The sequence below is a fragment of the Pseudomonas sp. GW704-F2 genome, from assembly GCF_059423025.1.
Genome location: NZ_JBWKXO010000003.1, coordinates 249,533 through 266,547 on the forward strand (window position 1 = coordinate 249,533; position 17,015 = coordinate 266,547).

Annotated in this window: 12 protein-coding genes; 2 read left to right on the forward strand and 10 right to left on the reverse strand. The window is 59.4% G+C overall.

Annotated features, from left to right (window positions below):
- Nucleotides 1-35: 35 nt before the first annotated feature.
- Together AC07W0_RS04535 and AC07W0_RS04540 are read left to right on the forward strand one after the other, a co-directional pair.
- Nucleotides 36-1,211, forward strand: a complete 1,176-nt coding sequence (locus AC07W0_RS04535; protein ID WP_017849115.1) for a fumarylacetoacetate hydrolase family protein — start codon at nt 36-38, stop codon at nt 1,209-1,211.
- Nucleotides 1,212-1,228: 17 nt separating this feature from the next.
- Entirely contained in the window at nt 1,229-2,815 is a 1,587-nt protein-coding gene (locus tag AC07W0_RS04540) for an aldehyde dehydrogenase (NADP(+)) (RefSeq protein WP_102617106.1), read from the forward strand.
- A 221-nt stretch (nt 2,816-3,036) separates the two neighbouring features.
- On the opposite strand, the gene AC07W0_RS04545 is transcribed toward AC07W0_RS04540, so the two are convergent.
- From AC07W0_RS04545 to AC07W0_RS04590, 10 genes are all read right to left on the reverse strand, one after another.
- The gene (locus AC07W0_RS04545) at nt 3,037-3,909 is read right to left on the reverse strand and encodes an ADP-polyphosphate phosphotransferase (RefSeq protein ID WP_102617107.1); all 873 of its coding nucleotides are present in this window, start codon (nt 3,907-3,909) and stop codon (nt 3,037-3,039) included.
- 265 nt (nt 3,910-4,174) lie between these two features.
- A complete protein-coding gene (locus AC07W0_RS04550; RefSeq protein WP_102617108.1) occupies nt 4,175-8,116 on the reverse strand; it encodes a type VI secretion protein IcmF/TssM N-terminal domain-containing protein in 3,942 nt (1,313 codons plus the stop codon).
- Nucleotides 8,116-8,784 carry a DotU family type IV/VI secretion system protein gene (locus AC07W0_RS04555; protein ID WP_017849111.1) on the reverse strand — a complete coding sequence of 223 codons (669 nt, stop codon included), beginning with the start codon at nt 8,782-8,784 and terminating at the stop codon, nt 8,116-8,118. Before AC07W0_RS04555 ends, AC07W0_RS04550 begins: the two co-directional genes overlap by 1 nt.
- Entirely contained in the window at nt 8,781-10,163 is a 1,383-nt protein-coding gene (gene tssK / locus AC07W0_RS04560; protein ID WP_102617109.1) for a type VI secretion system baseplate subunit TssK, read from the reverse strand. The genes AC07W0_RS04555 and tssK overlap by 4 nt, the downstream gene beginning before the upstream one ends.
- A 63-nt stretch (nt 10,164-10,226) precedes the next feature.
- Complete coding sequence (gene tssJ / locus AC07W0_RS04565) at nt 10,227-10,868, reverse strand: type VI secretion system lipoprotein TssJ (RefSeq protein ID WP_017849109.1); 642 nt, start codon at nt 10,866-10,868, stop codon at nt 10,227-10,229.
- A complete protein-coding gene (locus AC07W0_RS04570) occupies nt 10,865-11,269 on the reverse strand; it encodes a DUF4150 domain-containing protein (protein WP_102617110.1) in 405 nt (134 codons plus the stop codon). The genes tssJ and AC07W0_RS04570 overlap by 4 nt, the downstream gene beginning before the upstream one ends.
- Nucleotides 11,270-11,277: 8 nt before the next feature.
- A complete protein-coding gene (locus AC07W0_RS04575; RefSeq protein WP_102617111.1) occupies nt 11,278-11,925 on the reverse strand; it encodes a DUF3540 domain-containing protein in 648 nt (215 codons plus the stop codon).
- A complete protein-coding gene (locus AC07W0_RS04580; protein ID WP_102617112.1) occupies nt 11,922-12,884 on the reverse strand; it encodes a pentapeptide repeat-containing protein in 963 nt (320 codons plus the stop codon). Before AC07W0_RS04580 ends, AC07W0_RS04575 begins: the two co-directional genes overlap by 4 nt.
- Nucleotides 12,877-15,471, reverse strand: a complete 2,595-nt coding sequence (locus AC07W0_RS04585) for a DUF2169 family type VI secretion system accessory protein (protein ID WP_102617113.1) — start codon at nt 15,469-15,471, stop codon at nt 12,877-12,879. Before AC07W0_RS04585 ends, AC07W0_RS04580 begins: the two co-directional genes overlap by 8 nt.
- Before the next feature lie 42 nt (nt 15,472-15,513).
- Nucleotides 15,514-17,015 (reverse strand): phage baseplate assembly protein V (locus tag AC07W0_RS04590; protein WP_256583784.1); only part of this gene is annotated, 1,502 nt, incomplete at its 5' end.

Here is a 17,015-nt window from a genome sequence, read left to right on the forward strand (position 1 = left end):
AAATAATCGCTGTAACGACATTGTCGGGTTTGAATATGCTGGCTAAAGACCTCGGTCAAGGCACCTGGATCAGTCGCGTATGGATTCCTGGCGCCACGGCAGGGCCTGCCGTTGTACTGCTCAAGGACGGCCAGGTCTATGACATCAGCGTCCGGGTGGCTACCGTTTCGGCCCTGCTTGAACTCGATGACCCCGTGCAGTACCTGCGCCGCTTGCCATTGGAGCAGCCGTTGATCAGCCTGGACGACCTGCTGAAAAACAGCGATGCGGCCTTACGCGACGCAACACAACCCTGGTTGCTAGCGCCGATCGACCTGCAAGCGGTCAAGGCCGCTGGCGTGACTTTCGCCACCAGCATGCTCGAACGCGTGGTTGAAGAGCAGGCCAAGGGCGACCCAGCCAAAGCCGACAGCATTCGCGCAACCCTGGTAGACAGCATCGGTGCTGACCTGGGGCAGATTGTGCCGGGTTCCGCGCAAGCCGCCGCGCTCAAAGAGGTGCTGATCAGTCAAGGCATGTGGTCGCAGTACCTAGAAGTGGGCATTGGCCCGGATGCAGAGATATTCACCAAGGCTCAGCCACTGTCAGCGGTGGGTTATGGTTCGGACATCGGCATTCACCCCAAGTCCAGCTGGAACAATCCAGAGCCTGAAGTGGTATTGGCCGTTTCCAGTAGGGGCAAGATTCAGGGCGCTACGCTGGGGAATGACGTCAATCTTCGTGACTTCGAAGGGCGGAGTGCCCTGCTTTTGTCCAAGGCCAAAGACAACAACGCATCGACCGCGCTTGGGCCATTTATCCGACTGTTCGATGAGACCTTCGGTATCGAGGACGTGCGCGCGGCGGAAGTTGCACTTCGAGTTGTCGGCGAGGATGGTTTCATCATGGATGGCAGCAGTTCCATGAATCAGATCAGCCGCGATCCGCAGGATCTGGTGGCGCAAACGCTCAATGAGAACCATCAATACCCGGACGGCTTCGTGCTGTTTCTGGGCACCCTGTTTGCCCCCAAGCAAGATCGCGATCAGCCCGGCGCAGGCTTTACCCATAAAGAGGGAGACATGGTTGCCATCAGCAGCGCCAAATTCGGCACGCTGGTGAACCGGGTGACAACGAGCGACCAAGCTCCAGCATGGCAAATGGGTTACCTCGCCCTGCTCGACAACCTGCACAGTCGTGGCTTGGTTTCTGCCGCGTTCAAGCCACGCTAGCCTCAACGAGAATGCCTATGAACTCTTACACCGGACACAATTTTATCAATGGCGCACGCAGCGCCCTAGGAGACGTTCGCCTGTCAAGCTTCGACGCCAACACGGGAGAGCAATTACCGGGATATTTTGCCGAAGCTACTCAAGAGGAAGTGGACGCTGCAGCCCTAGCGGCGGCAGCGGCTTACCAGCCTTACCGCATGCTGCCTGCAAGCCGGCGCGCCGCGTTTCTCGAAGCAATCGCCGATGAACTTGACGCCCTGGGTGACGCGTTCATCACGGTCGTATGCCAAGAAACGGCATTACCGGCCGCACGTATTCAAGGTGAACGCGCCCGTACCAGTGGCCAGATGAGACTGTTCGCCAAGGTGCTGCGACGCGGTGATTTCTACGGTGCACGAATCGATCGAGCCCTACCGGATCGCCTGCCTCTGCCACGTCCCGACTTGCGCCAGTACCACATAGGTATCGGCCCAGTCGCTGTATTTGGCGCTAGTAATTTCCCTTTGGCGTTCTCCACCGCCGGTGGCGATACCGCCGCCGCTCTGGCGGCGGGTTGCCCAGTCGTATTCAAGGCACACCCTGGCCACATGGCAACAGCCGAATGGGTCGCCTTGGCGATCATTCGCGCTGCCGAACAGACTGAGATGCCTGCGGGTGTTTTCAACATGATTTATGGCGGAACCGTCGGCGCCTGGCTGGTGCAACATCCGGCCATTAAGGCAGTCGGTTTCACCGGTTCGCTCAAAGGTGGCCGGGCATTATGTGACATGGCTGCGGCACGTCCAGAGCCAATTCCAGTGTTCGCAGAGATGTCGAGCGTTAACCCGGTATTTGTGCTGCCTGAGGCGCTCAAAACTCGGGGCGCGAAAATTGCGGCTGAACTCAGCGCATCTGTGGTTCAAGGTGCTGGACAGTTCTGCACTAAACCGGGAATGGTGATCGGAATACGCTCTCCCGAGTTCGATGCGTTCCTCGATGATCTGACCCAGCAGATCAACGCTCAACCTACACACACGATGCTCAACGCCGGCGGGCTGTACAATTACTCCGATGGCTTAACCCGCCTGCATAATCATCCGCAGATCCACCATAGAGCAGGGCATCCTCAAGAAGGTACTCAGGCTCATCCACAGTTGTTCGAAGCCGATGCCAAACTACTGATCAACAGAGACGAACTGCTCCAACACGAGGTGTTTGGCCCGGTGGTCGTCGTCGTTGCAGTAAACGACCGGCAACAACTGCAGCAAGCGCTGCAAGGCTTGCAGGGACAACTGACCGCGAGCTTGATCGCCGAACCTGAGGATCTGGCCGCGTTTTCCGAGTTGATTCCTTTACTCGAACTGAAGGCTGGTCGCCTGTTACTTAATGGATACCCAACGGGTGTTGAGGTCTGCGATGCAATGGTTCATGGCGGCCCCTACCCGGCAACGTCAGATGCCCGAGGCTCGTCTGTGGGAACGCTGTCGATCAATCGTTTCTTGCGACCAGTTTGCTTCCAAAACTACCCCGACAACCTGCTCCCGGACGCGTTAAAAAACGTCAACCCGCTCGGAATTCTACGTTTGATCGATGGTGTCAGCACCAACAAGGTCTTGGGTATATGATTTTTCGAGGGGATTCGGACACAACCAAATCATCCTGCGAGGTGTTCGCGCAGCCTAAGGAGTAAGTACCTAATTCACTGTTAAGAACCGCCACCAGATAGGGGCTGCTTACTCACAGCCTCTCTTGTTGTTATGCATCTCGCTGGGCTACCCGATCGATCTGGGCATGCTCGAAAAACTGCTGCAATGGGTATTCAACCGCACCGGCGTGTTGATCTCGATTATTCTTCTAGAAGCTGCTTGCGAATATTCAGCAGTTCTTGATGACGCTCCTCACTGGTCTTTGGATATGACATTTTCAGCCCATCCAGCACATCGGAAAATATCTGAGATACGATCAGTCGGGCATTTTTCTTGTCATCGGCAGGCACAACATACCAAGGCGTCTCAGTCGTGCTCGTAGCACTAAGACATTTTTCGTAAGCCTGCATATAGTCTTTCCAATACTTGCGTTCCTCGATATCCGCCGCACTGAATTTCCAGTTTTTTTCCGGCTTGTCGATGCGATCCAGGAAGCGTTTTCGTTGCTCTTCTTTCGACAGATGGAGAAAAAATTTGATGATGCGCGTTCCGTTACCTGTCAGGTGGCGCTCCAAATTGGAGATCGAACGATATCGCTCCCGCCAGACAGTACTCTTGTTTTCAAGAGCATCCGGGAGGCCCTCGCTTCGGAGAATCTCCGGATGGACACGCGCAATCAGTACCTCCTCATAGTACGACCGATTGAATATGCCAATCCGCCCGCGCTCCGGTAGATTGCGTGTGGTTCGCCATAGAAAATCGTGCTCCAGTTCTGCCGCGCTGGGATGCTTGAAACTGAATACTTGGCAACCTTGCGGATTCACCCCTGACATCACATGTTTGATGGCACCGTCTTTTCCTGCCGCATCCATCGCCTGGAAAATCAGCAGAATGGCATAGCGATTGGATGCGTAAAGAAGCTGTTGCTGCGCGCTCAATTGCGCAACATGCGCTCTCAGAAGTTTGCGATATTGTTGCTTTGACTTGTAGAAAGGTTCCACTTTGGTCGGCCACTTGTGGAGATTGACCTTGTCGCCTTCCCGTACTCTAAAATCCGCCGAATTTATTTTCATATTCCGCCTTTCGGTGCCGCCGGCGCGGTGACTGGTTGTCTTGAAGCTGCATTGGCAACTCGCCATCTGCTCAACGCAACCTTCAAAGTGTCGTTCAGAATTAGACTGGAGACTAGCGCATAACCAAATATTGCGAGCATCTGCCATCCTGGCAATACGTTGGGCCTGGTGACAGCAGTCGTCTGGCGCCCTCCTCCGCTGCGCCAGCCGCTAAGCCCGGCGGCCACGCACCAACTCAATGCCAGTGACGCGTGCCCACCCTTCACTACAGGTCGACCTTACTGGCGGCCGCACTGTCGAGCGTGGCGGCCACGCCCATTTTGCGCACAATATCGCGGATCGCCCGTTGCGCAGCCGCGTCGTCACGCAGCGCCACCACCAGCAACCGCGTCACCTTGTCACCCGTTATCGCCTGCGTGGCTTCGCGCCGGCTGGTCAAGCCGAGGATACGCAGCTGTTCCTCAAGGTTCTTCAAGCGCGTCTCGTTGCCATAGGTGCCAAGATCCAAGCGCAGCCCTTCACCTGCCGACAGCCCCGTTACCACGGGCCGGGGCGTCCAGCACCAGGCAATCTGGGTCGGCGGTTGAATACTCGCGACACCCTGTTCGACCGGTGAACCGAGGGCAGCCAGCCGCACATTCGTCGCGGCGGCCTGGGTATCCATCGCTGCCAACTGTTCGGCGGTGGCACTCAAGCGTGCATCGATGAGATTGGCCTGGCGCTGCATTTGGTCGGCCTGGTCGTACTTGTCCAGCAACACCTGTTCGCCTTCCTGGCGGTACGTCAGTTGGATGCCGATGAGATTCTCACTGCCCATCAAATTGCGCTGGCCGGGGAAATCGTCGGCGCTGAAGGTGTGTTGCCCACCGTTGAACAGCCGCAGGAAGTCCACGAACGCACGGTCTCCGGTCCAGTGCCGGGTCAGCTTGAAGTTGGCGAAGCTGATCTCCAGGGCGACATCGGCACAGGCCCCCGGCGCCCAGACGAAGCTAGCGCTGGTGGGGAAGTTGAAGTTGTCCAGTACCGTCGAACGGCCACTGCATTGCAGCGTCAGGCGCGTCTGCTGGGGCAGCGAACGGGCACCGAGGTTGACTTGCGACGGCGCAGCGGACAGTTCCACCACCGCCGCGGTGGCCTGCAGTATGGCGATGCTCTGCTTGAGTTCCGCCCGTTGCGCCACAAGGCCTTTTTGCTCGGCTTCCAGTGCCTGTCGGCTTTGCTGCTCCGTGGCCTGCTGGGCCTGACTCTGTCGCTCGGCACCGAGCAGATCGTTGCGCGCATGCTGCATGCGGCTGACATAGGCGTAGAACGCACCGGTCAGCGGAATTTGCACACCCAGCGCCTCCCGTCCGCTGTAGCGCAGCACATCGCGTTGCACGAAGGTTTTTACCGCTCCGCTCATAAAGGCCGGCAGTTGACCGCGCTCGCCGTACAGCAACTCGTTGAGCATGACCGGGTCCTGCACGCCCTGAATCGAGCTGAGCAACTGCCCGCTCCAGTCGCCTTGCAGGCGGCAGGCCGCCACTTCGGCGGCGTAATGCGAGGAGAAATCCAACTGGCCGGTGGCCAACGCCCAGACCGCATCTTCACGCGGGTCCGGTCCCTTCAGCGCCTGGATCAAGGCGCTGCGCACGCTGTCGGCTTCCCAGAGCGGTGCGGACTTCACCGAAGGATCGGCGCCGAAGCCCCACGTCTCCACGGCCACCTGGAACGCTTGCGCATCGCTTTTCTGCAGATCGGCCACCACACCTTTCATCAACTGCTGGAACCTGGCCAATGCACGGGCTTGGGTCAACTCGTCGCGCAAGCCGTTGACGCCACTCTCGATCGAACCGCCACTGGCCACGCCCTTGAGCATATCGCCGCCCAGGGCATTGGTGATTTTCAGACTGCCCAGCGCCCCCGCTTCGGCATGCAGATCGTTGTTACTGGCCAGTTCAAGCAAACGATCGAGCGACACCGCGCGGCTCGCCCAAGGTGCCCGCTGCTCGGGCGGGATCAAGGCAAACCGTTCGGCACTGCGATGCAACAGCTTCAGGAACGGATCATTGGGCGTACCGACCACACTCAGGGCCAATTGCCAGTCACTGCGCGTCTTCAAGCGTGTCTGTGCACTGAGCAGGCTGCCCTGGATAAACCGATACCAGGCGTCCTGGGTATCGCTTTGGTACTGATCGAGGAATTTCACCCGCTGTGTCTTCCACAACGCGCTGTCACGGCTGGCGAGGCCGAGTTCATCCATGAACGCAAAAATCGCGCTGTGCCCTTGCAACGTATAGGCACCGGAAAGACTCAACCCCGGGTTATCGCTATCGCTCCAGTATTCCGTCAGCCGGATCGGTTGCAGATTGCCCTGCAGTTCCGCCCAGGCTTTCAGCCACGTCAGGGGGCGCCCTTCAAGCCCCATGCTCTCCAGTTGGCCCAGCAAGGCGGCGCGTTGGCCCTGCATCTGCGCCATATCGGTTTGCCACTCCAGATAGGAGCGATAGCTGCTCCCCAGGGTGACCAGTTGCCCGGCGCTGGTCGCTTCCTTGGAACCGTAGGTCAAGTTCAGGAAACCCACCTCGGAACCCGGCAGCGGCAAGTTATCCATCGACTGGTTATTCAGGCGGGCATCGAGCAGGTTGATCCGGCGCACGAGGAATTCGGCATAAGCGGCAATCAACCGTGGATCGCCGCTGTTCAACGCGCCGCGCAGGTTCTGCGAAATGAAACCATCGAATACCGGCGTGCGTATTTCGCTGTCGAACAACCTCACGTAGTCAGAGCGGTAGTGCTCCTGGACCTGTTCGATATGGCGTGAGAACGGCAGCAAACCATGCCATCCGCCCTGCTGCTGGTCAGATAAGCTGATCAACGCTTGGCGAAACCGACGCAGCGCATCCAGGTCGCTCTCCAGCCCACCGTTGAAGTCCTCGGCCGCTGGCGGCTCGTCCAGCGCGTCGGTGAGCACAGCTTGAGTGTGGTGGTCGGCATACGCCAGCAAGGCGCCAAAGCCGATACACAGCCCCAGCCAGCCGATGACTGCGGCGTGGGCCAACAGCCTGCGCCAGCGATGCCAGCTATCGATGGGTTGATAGGCGTGGCGTTGCGCAGGCAAAAGCCTGCCGAGCAACTCATGACTGAACCAGCCTTCGCTTGTGCCGTCTGCCTCTTGCCCTTGTGCGGTCAGGAACAGCCCGCAGAGCAGCGGCAACTCGCTGTAGGGGTTGGCGTCAAACGCGGGTAACAGCAGATGCTGGAGACGCGAGCGCAGTTCAACGATGCGCTCCGGCAGGCTGAAAGCTTCTTCATCCGGCAGGCCACGCACGCCCAACTCGATGCGCAGGTCGAACAGACGCTGGCCAAGCCCGCTGAACATCTCTTCGAGAAACACCTGCGCCGCCCCCGTGCGCTGTTGGCTGAGCAGGCCAAACGGTTGCTCGCGTTGTGGCGGCGTGAGAGCGCAAGCCCACTGGGTGAAACCCGGCAAGGCTTCGGCACCGGTAATGATGAAATACACCGGCAGACGGGCACCAAAGACCTTCACCAGATCATCCAGGCGGCGGCGCAGATTGTGTCCCTGCTCGGCCAGGCGCGCATCGGAGTCGCTCAACAAGCGCTGGCAGTCGATCACCAGCAGTACACCGTTGAGGGGTTCGCGGCGCCGCGAACGCAACAGCCAGTACAGCAACCGTCGCCATTCCGCGCCGGCGTCGCTGTTGCCCTCTGCCATGCGGCCGGCGGGGTCAATGATCACGCCACGCTCAAGGAACCACCAATCCAGAGTGCCGGTCGAGGCCGCCGGCTTTCCACCGCGGGTCGAACGCAAGGCCGAGGTCAGCCCGCTGTTGCCCAGCAACCGCCGGGTGCCGCTGCCACTCTCGCCCAGCGTCAGGAACCAGGGCAGCACATACAACGGTGAACCCAATCGACTCAGGCGCGACTGGCGCAACATCTGCACGCCGCTGTTCCAGTCCTGATCAAGCGCCGGGGCTTCATCGCGACGACTCTGGGGCAACTCGCTGTTCATCCGGCGACGCAAGCGCCAGGCATACCAGCGTCGCCCTACCCCGCGCAGGCAAAAAACCACCAACAGCGTAACGATGCAAATCAGCGGCACGTACCACAATGGCCAGCTTTTGTAGAGCGCCAGGCCCCAGAGCAATAGCACGATGCACGCCAGCAGCAACACCCAGAGCAACAACACCCCTGCTTTCTTCAACATCAGCGCATCTCCAGCAATTGGCTGACTTGTCGACCCAGCGAGAGATCGAAACTGATGTAAAGCACGGTCAACAGAATCAACGGCACCCCGATCAGCAACAGCAGCGAAAGACCGGGCAAGCCCCGGCGCACCACACGCAGGCGCGTTGGCAGGTGGTCCTCGGGTTGTTCGAAGAGATGGCTGTTGGCATCCAGCGGCACCATCTGCCGATCGAGAATGATCCGCTCCAGGCAAAGCCGGCGGTATTGCATCAGTTCACCACCCGGGCGGGTCGCGTAACGCCCCTGGAAACCGCCGAGCAAGGCCAGGCCGAAGACCTCGCGGGCACCGACCGCCGCCTCGGGCAAAGCCTCCAGGCGTTGGAAGAATTCGACACCGGCCCGACTGGTGGAAAAATAGTGGCGCTGCAACGGCGCCCGCCGCCATTCGGCCGCCCCGGGCCATTCGCCGGACATGGCCGCTTCGTCGATCCAGGCGACCACCGCGAACAGCGCCTCGCGCACTTCGGCTTCAGCAAAGTGCAGCTCGCGGGCCCGATTCGCGGCGCCATCGAGCAGCACGATGAGCGCCGGCGCAAGCGTCTCATAGGACTGTGCCGGATCAATGAAGCCGCGCTTGGCAGCCTCGAAACTCGACATCCAGCAGTCAGCCAGGCGGGGATTGATCATGTGCGAACCACCACCAGGTCGATACTCAGGTCAGCCGGCGGCTGGGGCAGGAAGAACGCCGCCTGACGCTCCTGCTGCAGCGTTTCCCAACCCTCGCTCAGCGTTTCCAGGCGGAAGTACAACGCGCCGGCCACCCGCGGCAAGCCCTGGGGCGGAACCTGCAGATAGATCAACTCAACCCCGGGCAAGGCGCGGTTGACCAGGCCTTGCATGACGCTGAGAGCTCCCAGCTTGCCATCCAACGGCAGGCACTCGGCCAGCCACGCCGGATCGACCAGACTGCGCGCCACCAGATAGTAACGATGCCGCGCGCCGAAAAACGCGTCCGGCAATGGAGCCTGATAAAACCCGTCCTGCAGTTGCAGGTGGACCAGCAACTCTGAGCCGATGCTGATCTCATTGAGCTGCTGGCCGATCAGGGCCACCAGTGCGATCGTCGCCGCGCCCGCGTCCTCATGCTTGTAGGCCGGCACCAACAGACGGCCATCCGGGGTTTCGCCGAGCATGTCGCAGACATCGGAAAACAGACTCAACTCACCAACAAGTTGGCGCAGGGTGCCGTAAAGCTGCCATGGCGACACCTGCGGGGTTTCCAGCAAATGCGTCAGCAACGGGCCATAGCGATTCAGTACCGCCAGGGCCATCAGGTGGTTGACCTGGGCCGCGTCGAGATCGCCCCGCCGCGACTCCCCCGGCTGCTTGTACACCGACAACTGCCGCGCCCGGCCGACCAGTTCGTCGCGGACTTCGCGCAAGGTTTGCAGGAGCATCGGCGATGCCGCCAGATTGACCGACGGCGGCACGTAGCGTTGGGCCGGCCGGAGGCGATCACCGTCCAGCTCAAGCCGTGCAATCGGCAGCAGCTCGTAGGCGCTCAGATGCTCCAGCTCATCGTCCCAGAACAGCCGCAACACATAGGACATGGGGCGCACCCGCGCTTCCGGGGAGTCGCCGAGACGGTCACCGATCACTTCCGGGTCGGCCGCCACGATAAAGCGCGCTTCCGCCCGGGACCCGGCAGACAACGTCTCGAACACTTGCGCGTTGGCGTCCCCCGGCAGCAAGCGGCGTAGCCCCGCAAACAGCGTGCGACCGCCACTGAACTCGCCGAGGTCAAGGGTGCGCGACTCCAGCATCGCATTGCCCGGATATTCGGCCAGCGTGCCTTCGGCAAAGCGCACCGACAATTGCTCCAGCAGGCACTGTTTGGCAACCAGCGCGGGCTCGTTGATCTTCAGCGAGATCAAACCCCACGGGTACGGATGGTTCAACTCTGTGGTCCGGGTCAGACGATGCTCGATACGCGCATCGTTCTGTTGAAAATGCTGAGGCTGGAGGAACAAGCCCTGGTGCCAATACAACAACTGATCGATATTCATAGGGCTCGGTTTCAGGCAAAAAATTGAAAAAGCGTGGCCACTGCAACGCTCACGGCAAGCAGCTCAGTCCTGTGCGCCGGGCAGGCGCACCTCACCCTCTCGGGGCTGCACCGGCTTGGGCAACGCCAGGCGACTCTCCTTGCCACGCAACAGCGCATCGGGCCCGACGAGCAGGTCAATGGCGATGGGGCGCGGGGTGGCGGTCCAGGTCTTGCTGAAAAACCCTGTCGACGTCACATCGACGCCGATCTGATAGAGCTTGACGCTGCGCGTCGGGTCCAGGTGCGCGTAACCGGCGGCGATACCGACCATCTTCGCGCCCTCCAGTCGCGGCAGGCTCAACTGGCGGGTCTGGCCCGGCTCGATAAACAGCCGCGTCAGCCCGATCATCCCGGGCGGCGCGCTGTTCATCAGCAGCAGGCTGCTCAGTTGCTGGGAGCTGCCGGTGTAGGCGGAAAACGCACTGATCTGATCGAACTGCGTGACCACCACCAACAGGTTATGCGCCTGGCCGTCGTACTGATTGAGGTCGTTATCGGCGGTGAAGCTCAGCTCGATGGCGTTTTCGGTGTAGTCCCATTTGAGCGCAGTGAGGGCCTTTTGCTCGGGGGTGAGGTCCTGGCTGCTGCAGGCGGCGAGCAGGATGCACAGGGCCAGTCCGCCCATGGAAAACTTGATGGAGGGCGCACGCCCCGCGCTGCTCACGCCATCACCAGCACAGCGGTCTGGCTCGGCTGCGAAACCGTCCCCATGGTGTTATTGGCGTTGTGCATGGTCTGGCAGGTGACACGCACGGCGGGCTTACCGGCGACCATCACTTTGGCGCTGCCATCGATGAAGATCATTTCACCCTTGACCTTGCCGCTGGTGACGCCACCGGCCACCCCAGCTTCATCGCCACTGGTCATCAACACCTTGCTCGACATATTCATCGCTGGCATGCCGTCCACCAGCACGTCCATCACCAATCCACCCGGGTCCGCGGCGCTGGTATCGGCAGCGTTGGGATAAGGCAATGGCACTGGCCCGGCGGGCGGAACGGGCGTCTTGCAGATATCGGGCACCGTGGACAGCGCCATCGCACCGCCGTTATTGAGCATATACATAATCGATCTCACCCCAGCTTGATGCTGTCGCCATCAATGGCAACGCTACGTTGTGCATTCAGGCCCAGCGTGTCGGCCTGCACGCTCCAGTCATCGCGCACGCGCTGGCGCAAGGAGCCGGAATGAAGTTCTTCATGGCCTTCGACGCGACGGCGGCTGTCAGCAAAATCCGCCTCGTGGCGCACGGCCTTTTCGCGGTGATAAACACTGCTGTCGTGGCGCTCGACCCAGTGGTTCTGAAGATGCTCGCCACTCATGGCCAGGGTGCCGACGGTCAGATGGGCACGCTGCATCTGCACACTGCCCTGCTCGGCGCACACCCGTAGTGCGATACCGGCGTCAAGGCTCACGCCGTCGCGGGCCTGAATGCTCAACGCGCCGGCGGGCAGGCTCAAATGCAGGTCACCCTCCAGATGCATACGCGCCGGTTGAGCGATGGCGCGTTCCAGCACGCTAAGGATGTAACCGCCTTGCGCGTCCAGGCTGACCAACACCTTGTCCCCCACTGCCGGACGCACCAGGCAACCGAATGCGGGTTTTAGCCAATAGCGGCGGCCATCGTTGCTGACCACGCCGAAACGCTCGCCATCCAGTGCGTTGACCTGTGCATGACGTAATTGAGCAGCGGCATCGCAATACTGCGGGGCTTCATTCATCTCGATTTTCCTAAAGAGGCAGGCTGCCATTGCTCGGCGGCGAGGCGTTCGGTATCTACGGGCTGGATGGCCTGGGGGTTGCTCTGCTGCCAGTCGGCCTGGGTGAAATCAGCGGCATGGGCATTCATGCCGGTCACGTCGGCGGCGACGAACGAGGCGCGTGGCGCAAGCAATGCGGTGCAGTCGGCATAACGCAACAGGGCGCGGTCAAAGCGCGCGCCTGGCATCTGGGCGTCGATCAGGATGGCCATCTCCAGAACGGCATCACTGAAATCGACCGAGTCAAAATGGCTGGCATTGAACAGAGCGCCCTTGAGATGGGCACCGACAAACGTCGGCGCTGTTCCCTTGCTGCGGTAGAACGACGCGCCCTCGGCCTGCACGGCATGAAAATCGGCGCCACTCAACGACGACTCATCGAAGGCACACTGCTGCAACGACGCCAGACCGAAGCGCGCCTGATCGAGTTGGCAATCGATCAACCGTGCCTTCGCAAAATGCGCCGACTGGGCATCAAGGCCCGTCAGATCGCAGCGGTTCCATTGGGATTTGCTCAACTGGGCGGCTGCCAGCCTGATACGCGGTACGCGGCACTCCGAGAGTGTAAACGCCTGTAGCTGCGCGCCCGACAGATCCAGATCCTCGCCGTGGCATTGCGCCCAGTTGGTCTTGTTCCAACGCACATTCGTGAACAATGCGCCCTGCAATGAACACCCGTTCATGTACAACGAGTCCGCAGTGCTCTCGGAAAAATCGGCGCCGTCCAGGCGGCAGTCTTTCCAGTGGCTTTGGGTCAGCATGGCGCCATTGAATTGCGCACCACGCGCATCCACTTGTTCCAGCCGCGCGTTGCTCAAATCGACACCGCGATAGTCGCCCCCGGCCAGATTCAACGCGCGCAAGGGCTGCCAATCAGCCAGCAATGCCCTTAGACGCTCGGCACTTAATACCTCAAGCATGAGTCAGGCTCTCCTTGAGTCGGCAACGCGTCATCAATGCCTGCTCCAGGCGCACACCGCTGCCGTGTACAGCGTCACTGGCCAAGCCATGCAAGTTGCTGCCACTGAGGTTGGCCTGCTCCAGGCATACCTTGCGCAAGCGGCCGTTAAGCAGGTTGACGCCAGACCAATCAGCGCGACTCAAGTCACATCCCGACAGGTAGACACCTTGCGCGACCAGCCCGACACCGTCGGAATCACTCAGGTCGCAACCGCTCAGCAGCGCGTCGTTAAGCCGTGCGCCGCGCAGGCTGACGTGATTCAGATCGGCGTCTTGAAAACTGGCAGCGGTCAGGTCGGCATCGTCCAGGCGCACACCCGGCAAAACGCAGTGAGCAGCCAGACGCAGGTTCTGCAGGTTGCACTCGCGCAAGTCCAGGTCGCGGCCCACCACCTTGGCGAAATCGGCTTTGCTGAGATTGGCGCGGCGCATGTCCGTCGCGTCCAGTGTGCAGTCGTAGAGCTTGGCTTTGTGCAGGTTGCTGTCGGTGAGTCGTGCGCCGCTCAGGTCGCATTTATTGAGGCGTAGTTTGCTTAGATTGGCGTTGCTCAGTTGAGCCTTGTCGAGGCTGCATTCGTTGAGTTGGGCTTGTTGCAGGTTGGCTTCGGTGAAATCAGCAGCGGAGAAATCACAGTTCTGAGCGCGGATATCGATCAAGCTGGTGCCGCAGAACGAAGCGCCTTGGCATAGAACCCTATGAAACATTGCGTCCTGCAAGCGCGCCTTGCTCAGATCCGAAGCACCCAAGTCGCAGTCGATGAACTGACAGTGGCTCAGATCGGCGTTCTGCAGTCGAGTACCATTGAGCTTGCAGCTCATAAAAGTGGTATTTCTCAGGTCAGCGCTGCTCAGATCGATTTCGCAAAGATCAAGGCTCTCCAAACTGAGGTCTTGCAGCGTCTTACCTGCCGCGTGCAATGCCAGCAGCCGCTCACGGGTCAGACTGCAGTATTCAGGAAGCGGGAGAATGGGGGCGAATTGGATTCGATCAGCCGCCAGCGCTTTGTTCATGGTGCTTAAAACACGGTCTATCTCAGCTTCCACGGCTTGAGACTCTGCTATGGCGGCAGTCAGTTTTTCCTTGGCTTGCGCCTGCTGGTCTGGAGGCAGCTCCAGGCGCTCAAGCATGTCCATGATATCGACCTTCGGTGCTGGCTGTTTAGCACGCGCCAACGCTTGCTCTGCATCTATGCCCAGCCGGGTCATCATCTGCTGGGCATACTCCATGCCTTGGGCCTTAGCCTTGGCGATTTCCGAATCAATTTCCAGCGCCAATGCCTCGGGGTCAAAGGGCTTGAGGGGGCGCATCGGTTCGCGCATCAGAACCGTAAAGTCCGTTTTCGCTGATGGTGGGTAATCGGTGGGGTTGAAAGGCAGGTTCATGCGAGTCGCCATCATCTGAGCGTATTGCATGCACTGCTCATGAGTTGCGCTTAACGCTGCATATTGCGCATCCGCAGCGGCCTGCAAACTGGCGATTATCGGCCCGGAGTCGAAGGGGGTTGGTTCGACAGGCGCAACCTTGACCGACTCGACGGGAGGGCGTGGCCAAAGCCGCTCAATCCAGACTTGCGTGTCCAGGACTGGATCACCCGCTCGCTCGAGGGCCATAGCCAATTTGACGATATCTTGCGCATCTATATCGAGCACCGGTACTTCGACGCGGTACAGCAGAAGAGCACTTTGCGCATCAGGGAACAGCCATACCGTATCCAGGTCCATCGACATTTCGGTAACGGGTACACGCTTATCCGCACGCTCAATAAACAGCCGTGGCCGCAGGCCCGGCAATCGCCCGGCGACCCGGGCCTCGGTAGGGTGCATGCCTGAGATCGACCAGGCTTCGTCGCCACGCCAAAAACCGGCGTTGCATTGGTCCTGCGCCACTTCATCGAACCAGCGCGCATCAGTATCCGTCGGTAAGAATGGGGCGCGATAAGCAGTCCAATGCTCGTCAAGGGTGCCCATATACTGGCGGCGCTCAGCGCTTTGTACTGGCAATGGCAAAAAACTCGCCAGGGCTGGCCGATCATCGGGGTCAACAACTGTGGCATTCGCCACTTCCAGTTGTGCCAACGGCATTCCTTGCGCGGCGTCCACCTCCGGATAATGGCCTTTACCTGTCGGATTATCTGGCCACTTATTACCGCCATAAGCGCTTTCAAAGTCCAACGGCAGGTTATCCAGTTGACCGCTCACAACGGGCGTCCAACCCATAGGCCCTTTGCGCCATTGCCGCGGCGCGAGTACATGCAATGTTTTTTCCATATCCCCCAGACGCACCCGCACCGCCATGCCACCCCGTTGCACATCGGTCAACGGATAAGCCTTACCCTGTACGGCAAATGTGCCTCGACTTTTCTTTAAACCCCGATCAAGCATCTGCTTGCCAAGTCGCTCGGTTAACCAGGCCCAAGTTTCCCCAGCGGCCATTACCTGATCTTCAGCGTCCACCAGCAGACCCAGGGTGACGACCACGCAATGAAGGTCCAGTGGTTTGGCATTGGCGAGCAATAAAAGGCTGGCCTGTTCACATTTGAGCTGCATCGGACTCTCCGAATAGGAAACTTACGCCTCTTTTTTTCCGTATCACGGCGCGGCAGCGGGCGGCGCAGCAGCATCGCCCGCTGCCGCGACCGCATCGGCGGCGCCATCAAGCAGGTCAACGGCGCCGTTTACAACCGCATTGGCTACGCCCGCGGCCACTTTCACTGCAGCAAGACTTGGGCGTGATGCTAGCTTCAGACTTAACAGGCTGGGGCTGGGGGCTAGTTCAAAACACGGAAACTCCTGTACTTGATCCGAAGTGATCGTTGCTCCCACTATAGTGCCGCTAACTCTCATGAACTTACTAAAAAAGGCGTTACCGCAAACTTCTAAATCCCCATCCACAAGAACATCACCAGTAACATGCACCTGGCCTTCAAGATGTATAATTTTGTCCGACTTTATGACAATCCCTGCCGAATTGATAAGTATGCTATTCCCACCCAGCTTAATCTCATATGAAGTTACATTTTCATGGCAGTAAATATCTGTATTCTTCAACTCCATCTTTGAGTTGGATGCTCGAACTATATGCATTCCTTTCAGATATTCTGAATTTTTAATACTCGCCTTATGATACTCCCAGGCACTGTTGCCAACGCTTTTCTTATACAAACTGTAGTCAGCCGAAAGCGAAACCAATCCAAGTTTCACTGACACGCCAACCCCGTAGAGAGAGAGACTTCCGCTGGCTATATTTACGTCACCCTTCAATTGAAGCATTGAAGTTGTAACGTCTAATTTTGTGCTCAGCTTTGGGTTGGCTATTGCGTCTTTGAAATTATCAAATCCGCTTTTCTCTGATGCGCTATTTGTTGTGCTTGGCGCGGAGGCAAGCTTGCTGCTACTTGCGGGAGTGGGAGGCCGATCTTTAAAGTTGGCACCCATCAAACTCTCTGATGAGCTCGTCCCCGCCACCGGGGCCGGCGCATGCCCTCCCCCTATGGATTGCCAATAAACACCTGGCACCTGATGCTTATAGGACCTAGATGCCAGCTGCATATGTTTGTCCGTGCGCAAATGCGCTCCACTGACATCGCCCTCACCCAAGGTAAAACTACAACCGGTGGACGCCCCCATCTTCATCATCGGCCCGGACGGGCTGTCTTCCATCGCAAACAAATGCCCACCGGGAGTGCTCAAGCCACTTTGGGTCGCGTTTTCGCCGGTGACCACATTGGGATTCTCGGAGTTGGGCACACTACCGGTGATCACCGGGCGGTCCGGGTCGCCGCCCAAGAACGAAACCAGCACTTCCGTGCCTTTGAGCAGCGGGAAATTCATGCCGTGGCTCGAACCACTGGACAGCGTGGCCATACGCAACCAGGCCGAACCACGCGTCGCATTCTTCTCACCGCGAATGAACGGGAAACTCACCCTGTAGCAACCGTGTTCATTGAGCAGCGGCCGACCGGTATCTTCATCACCATCCACCACCGCACTGAGCACGCCCTGCACATAAGGCCGCGGTGTCACACAGGGTGCGCGGTACTGCACGTCGCCGGGCAAGGCGATAAACCGCGTGGTGATCCCCTGCCCCGGCC

What these genes read in the sequence shown, in the direction of transcription:
- AC07W0_RS04535 (WP_017849115.1), top strand. Translation starts at nt 36, where the DNA reads ATGCTGGCTAAAGACCTCGGTCAAGGCACCTGGATCAGTCGCGTATGG.
- AC07W0_RS04540 (WP_102617106.1), top strand. Translation starts at nt 1,229, where the DNA reads ATGAACTCTTACACCGGACACAATTTTATCAATGGCGCACGCAGCGCC.
- AC07W0_RS04545 (WP_102617107.1), bottom strand. Translation starts at nt 3,909, where the DNA reads ATGAAAATAAATTCGGCGGATTTTAGAGTACGGGAAGGCGACAAGGTC.
- AC07W0_RS04550 (WP_102617108.1), bottom strand. Translation starts at nt 8,116, where the DNA reads ATGTTGAAGAAAGCAGGGGTGTTGTTGCTCTGGGTGTTGCTGCTGGCG.
- AC07W0_RS04555 (WP_017849111.1), bottom strand. Translation starts at nt 8,784, where the DNA reads ATGATCAATCCCCGCCTGGCTGACTGCTGGATGTCGAGTTTCGAGGCT.
- tssK (WP_102617109.1), bottom strand. Translation starts at nt 10,163, where the DNA reads ATGAATATCGATCAGTTGTTGTATTGGCACCAGGGCTTGTTCCTCCAG.
- AC07W0_RS04570 (WP_102617110.1), bottom strand. Translation starts at nt 11,269, where the DNA reads ATGTATATGCTCAATAACGGCGGTGCGATGGCGCTGTCCACGGTGCCC.
- AC07W0_RS04575 (WP_102617111.1), bottom strand. Translation starts at nt 11,925, where the DNA reads ATGAATGAAGCCCCGCAGTATTGCGATGCCGCTGCTCAATTACGTCAT.
- AC07W0_RS04580 (WP_102617112.1), bottom strand. Translation starts at nt 12,884, where the DNA reads ATGCTTGAGGTATTAAGTGCCGAGCGTCTAAGGGCATTGCTGGCTGAT.
- AC07W0_RS04585 (WP_102617113.1), bottom strand. Translation starts at nt 15,471, where the DNA reads ATGCAGCTCAAATGTGAACAGGCCAGCCTTTTATTGCTCGCCAATGCC.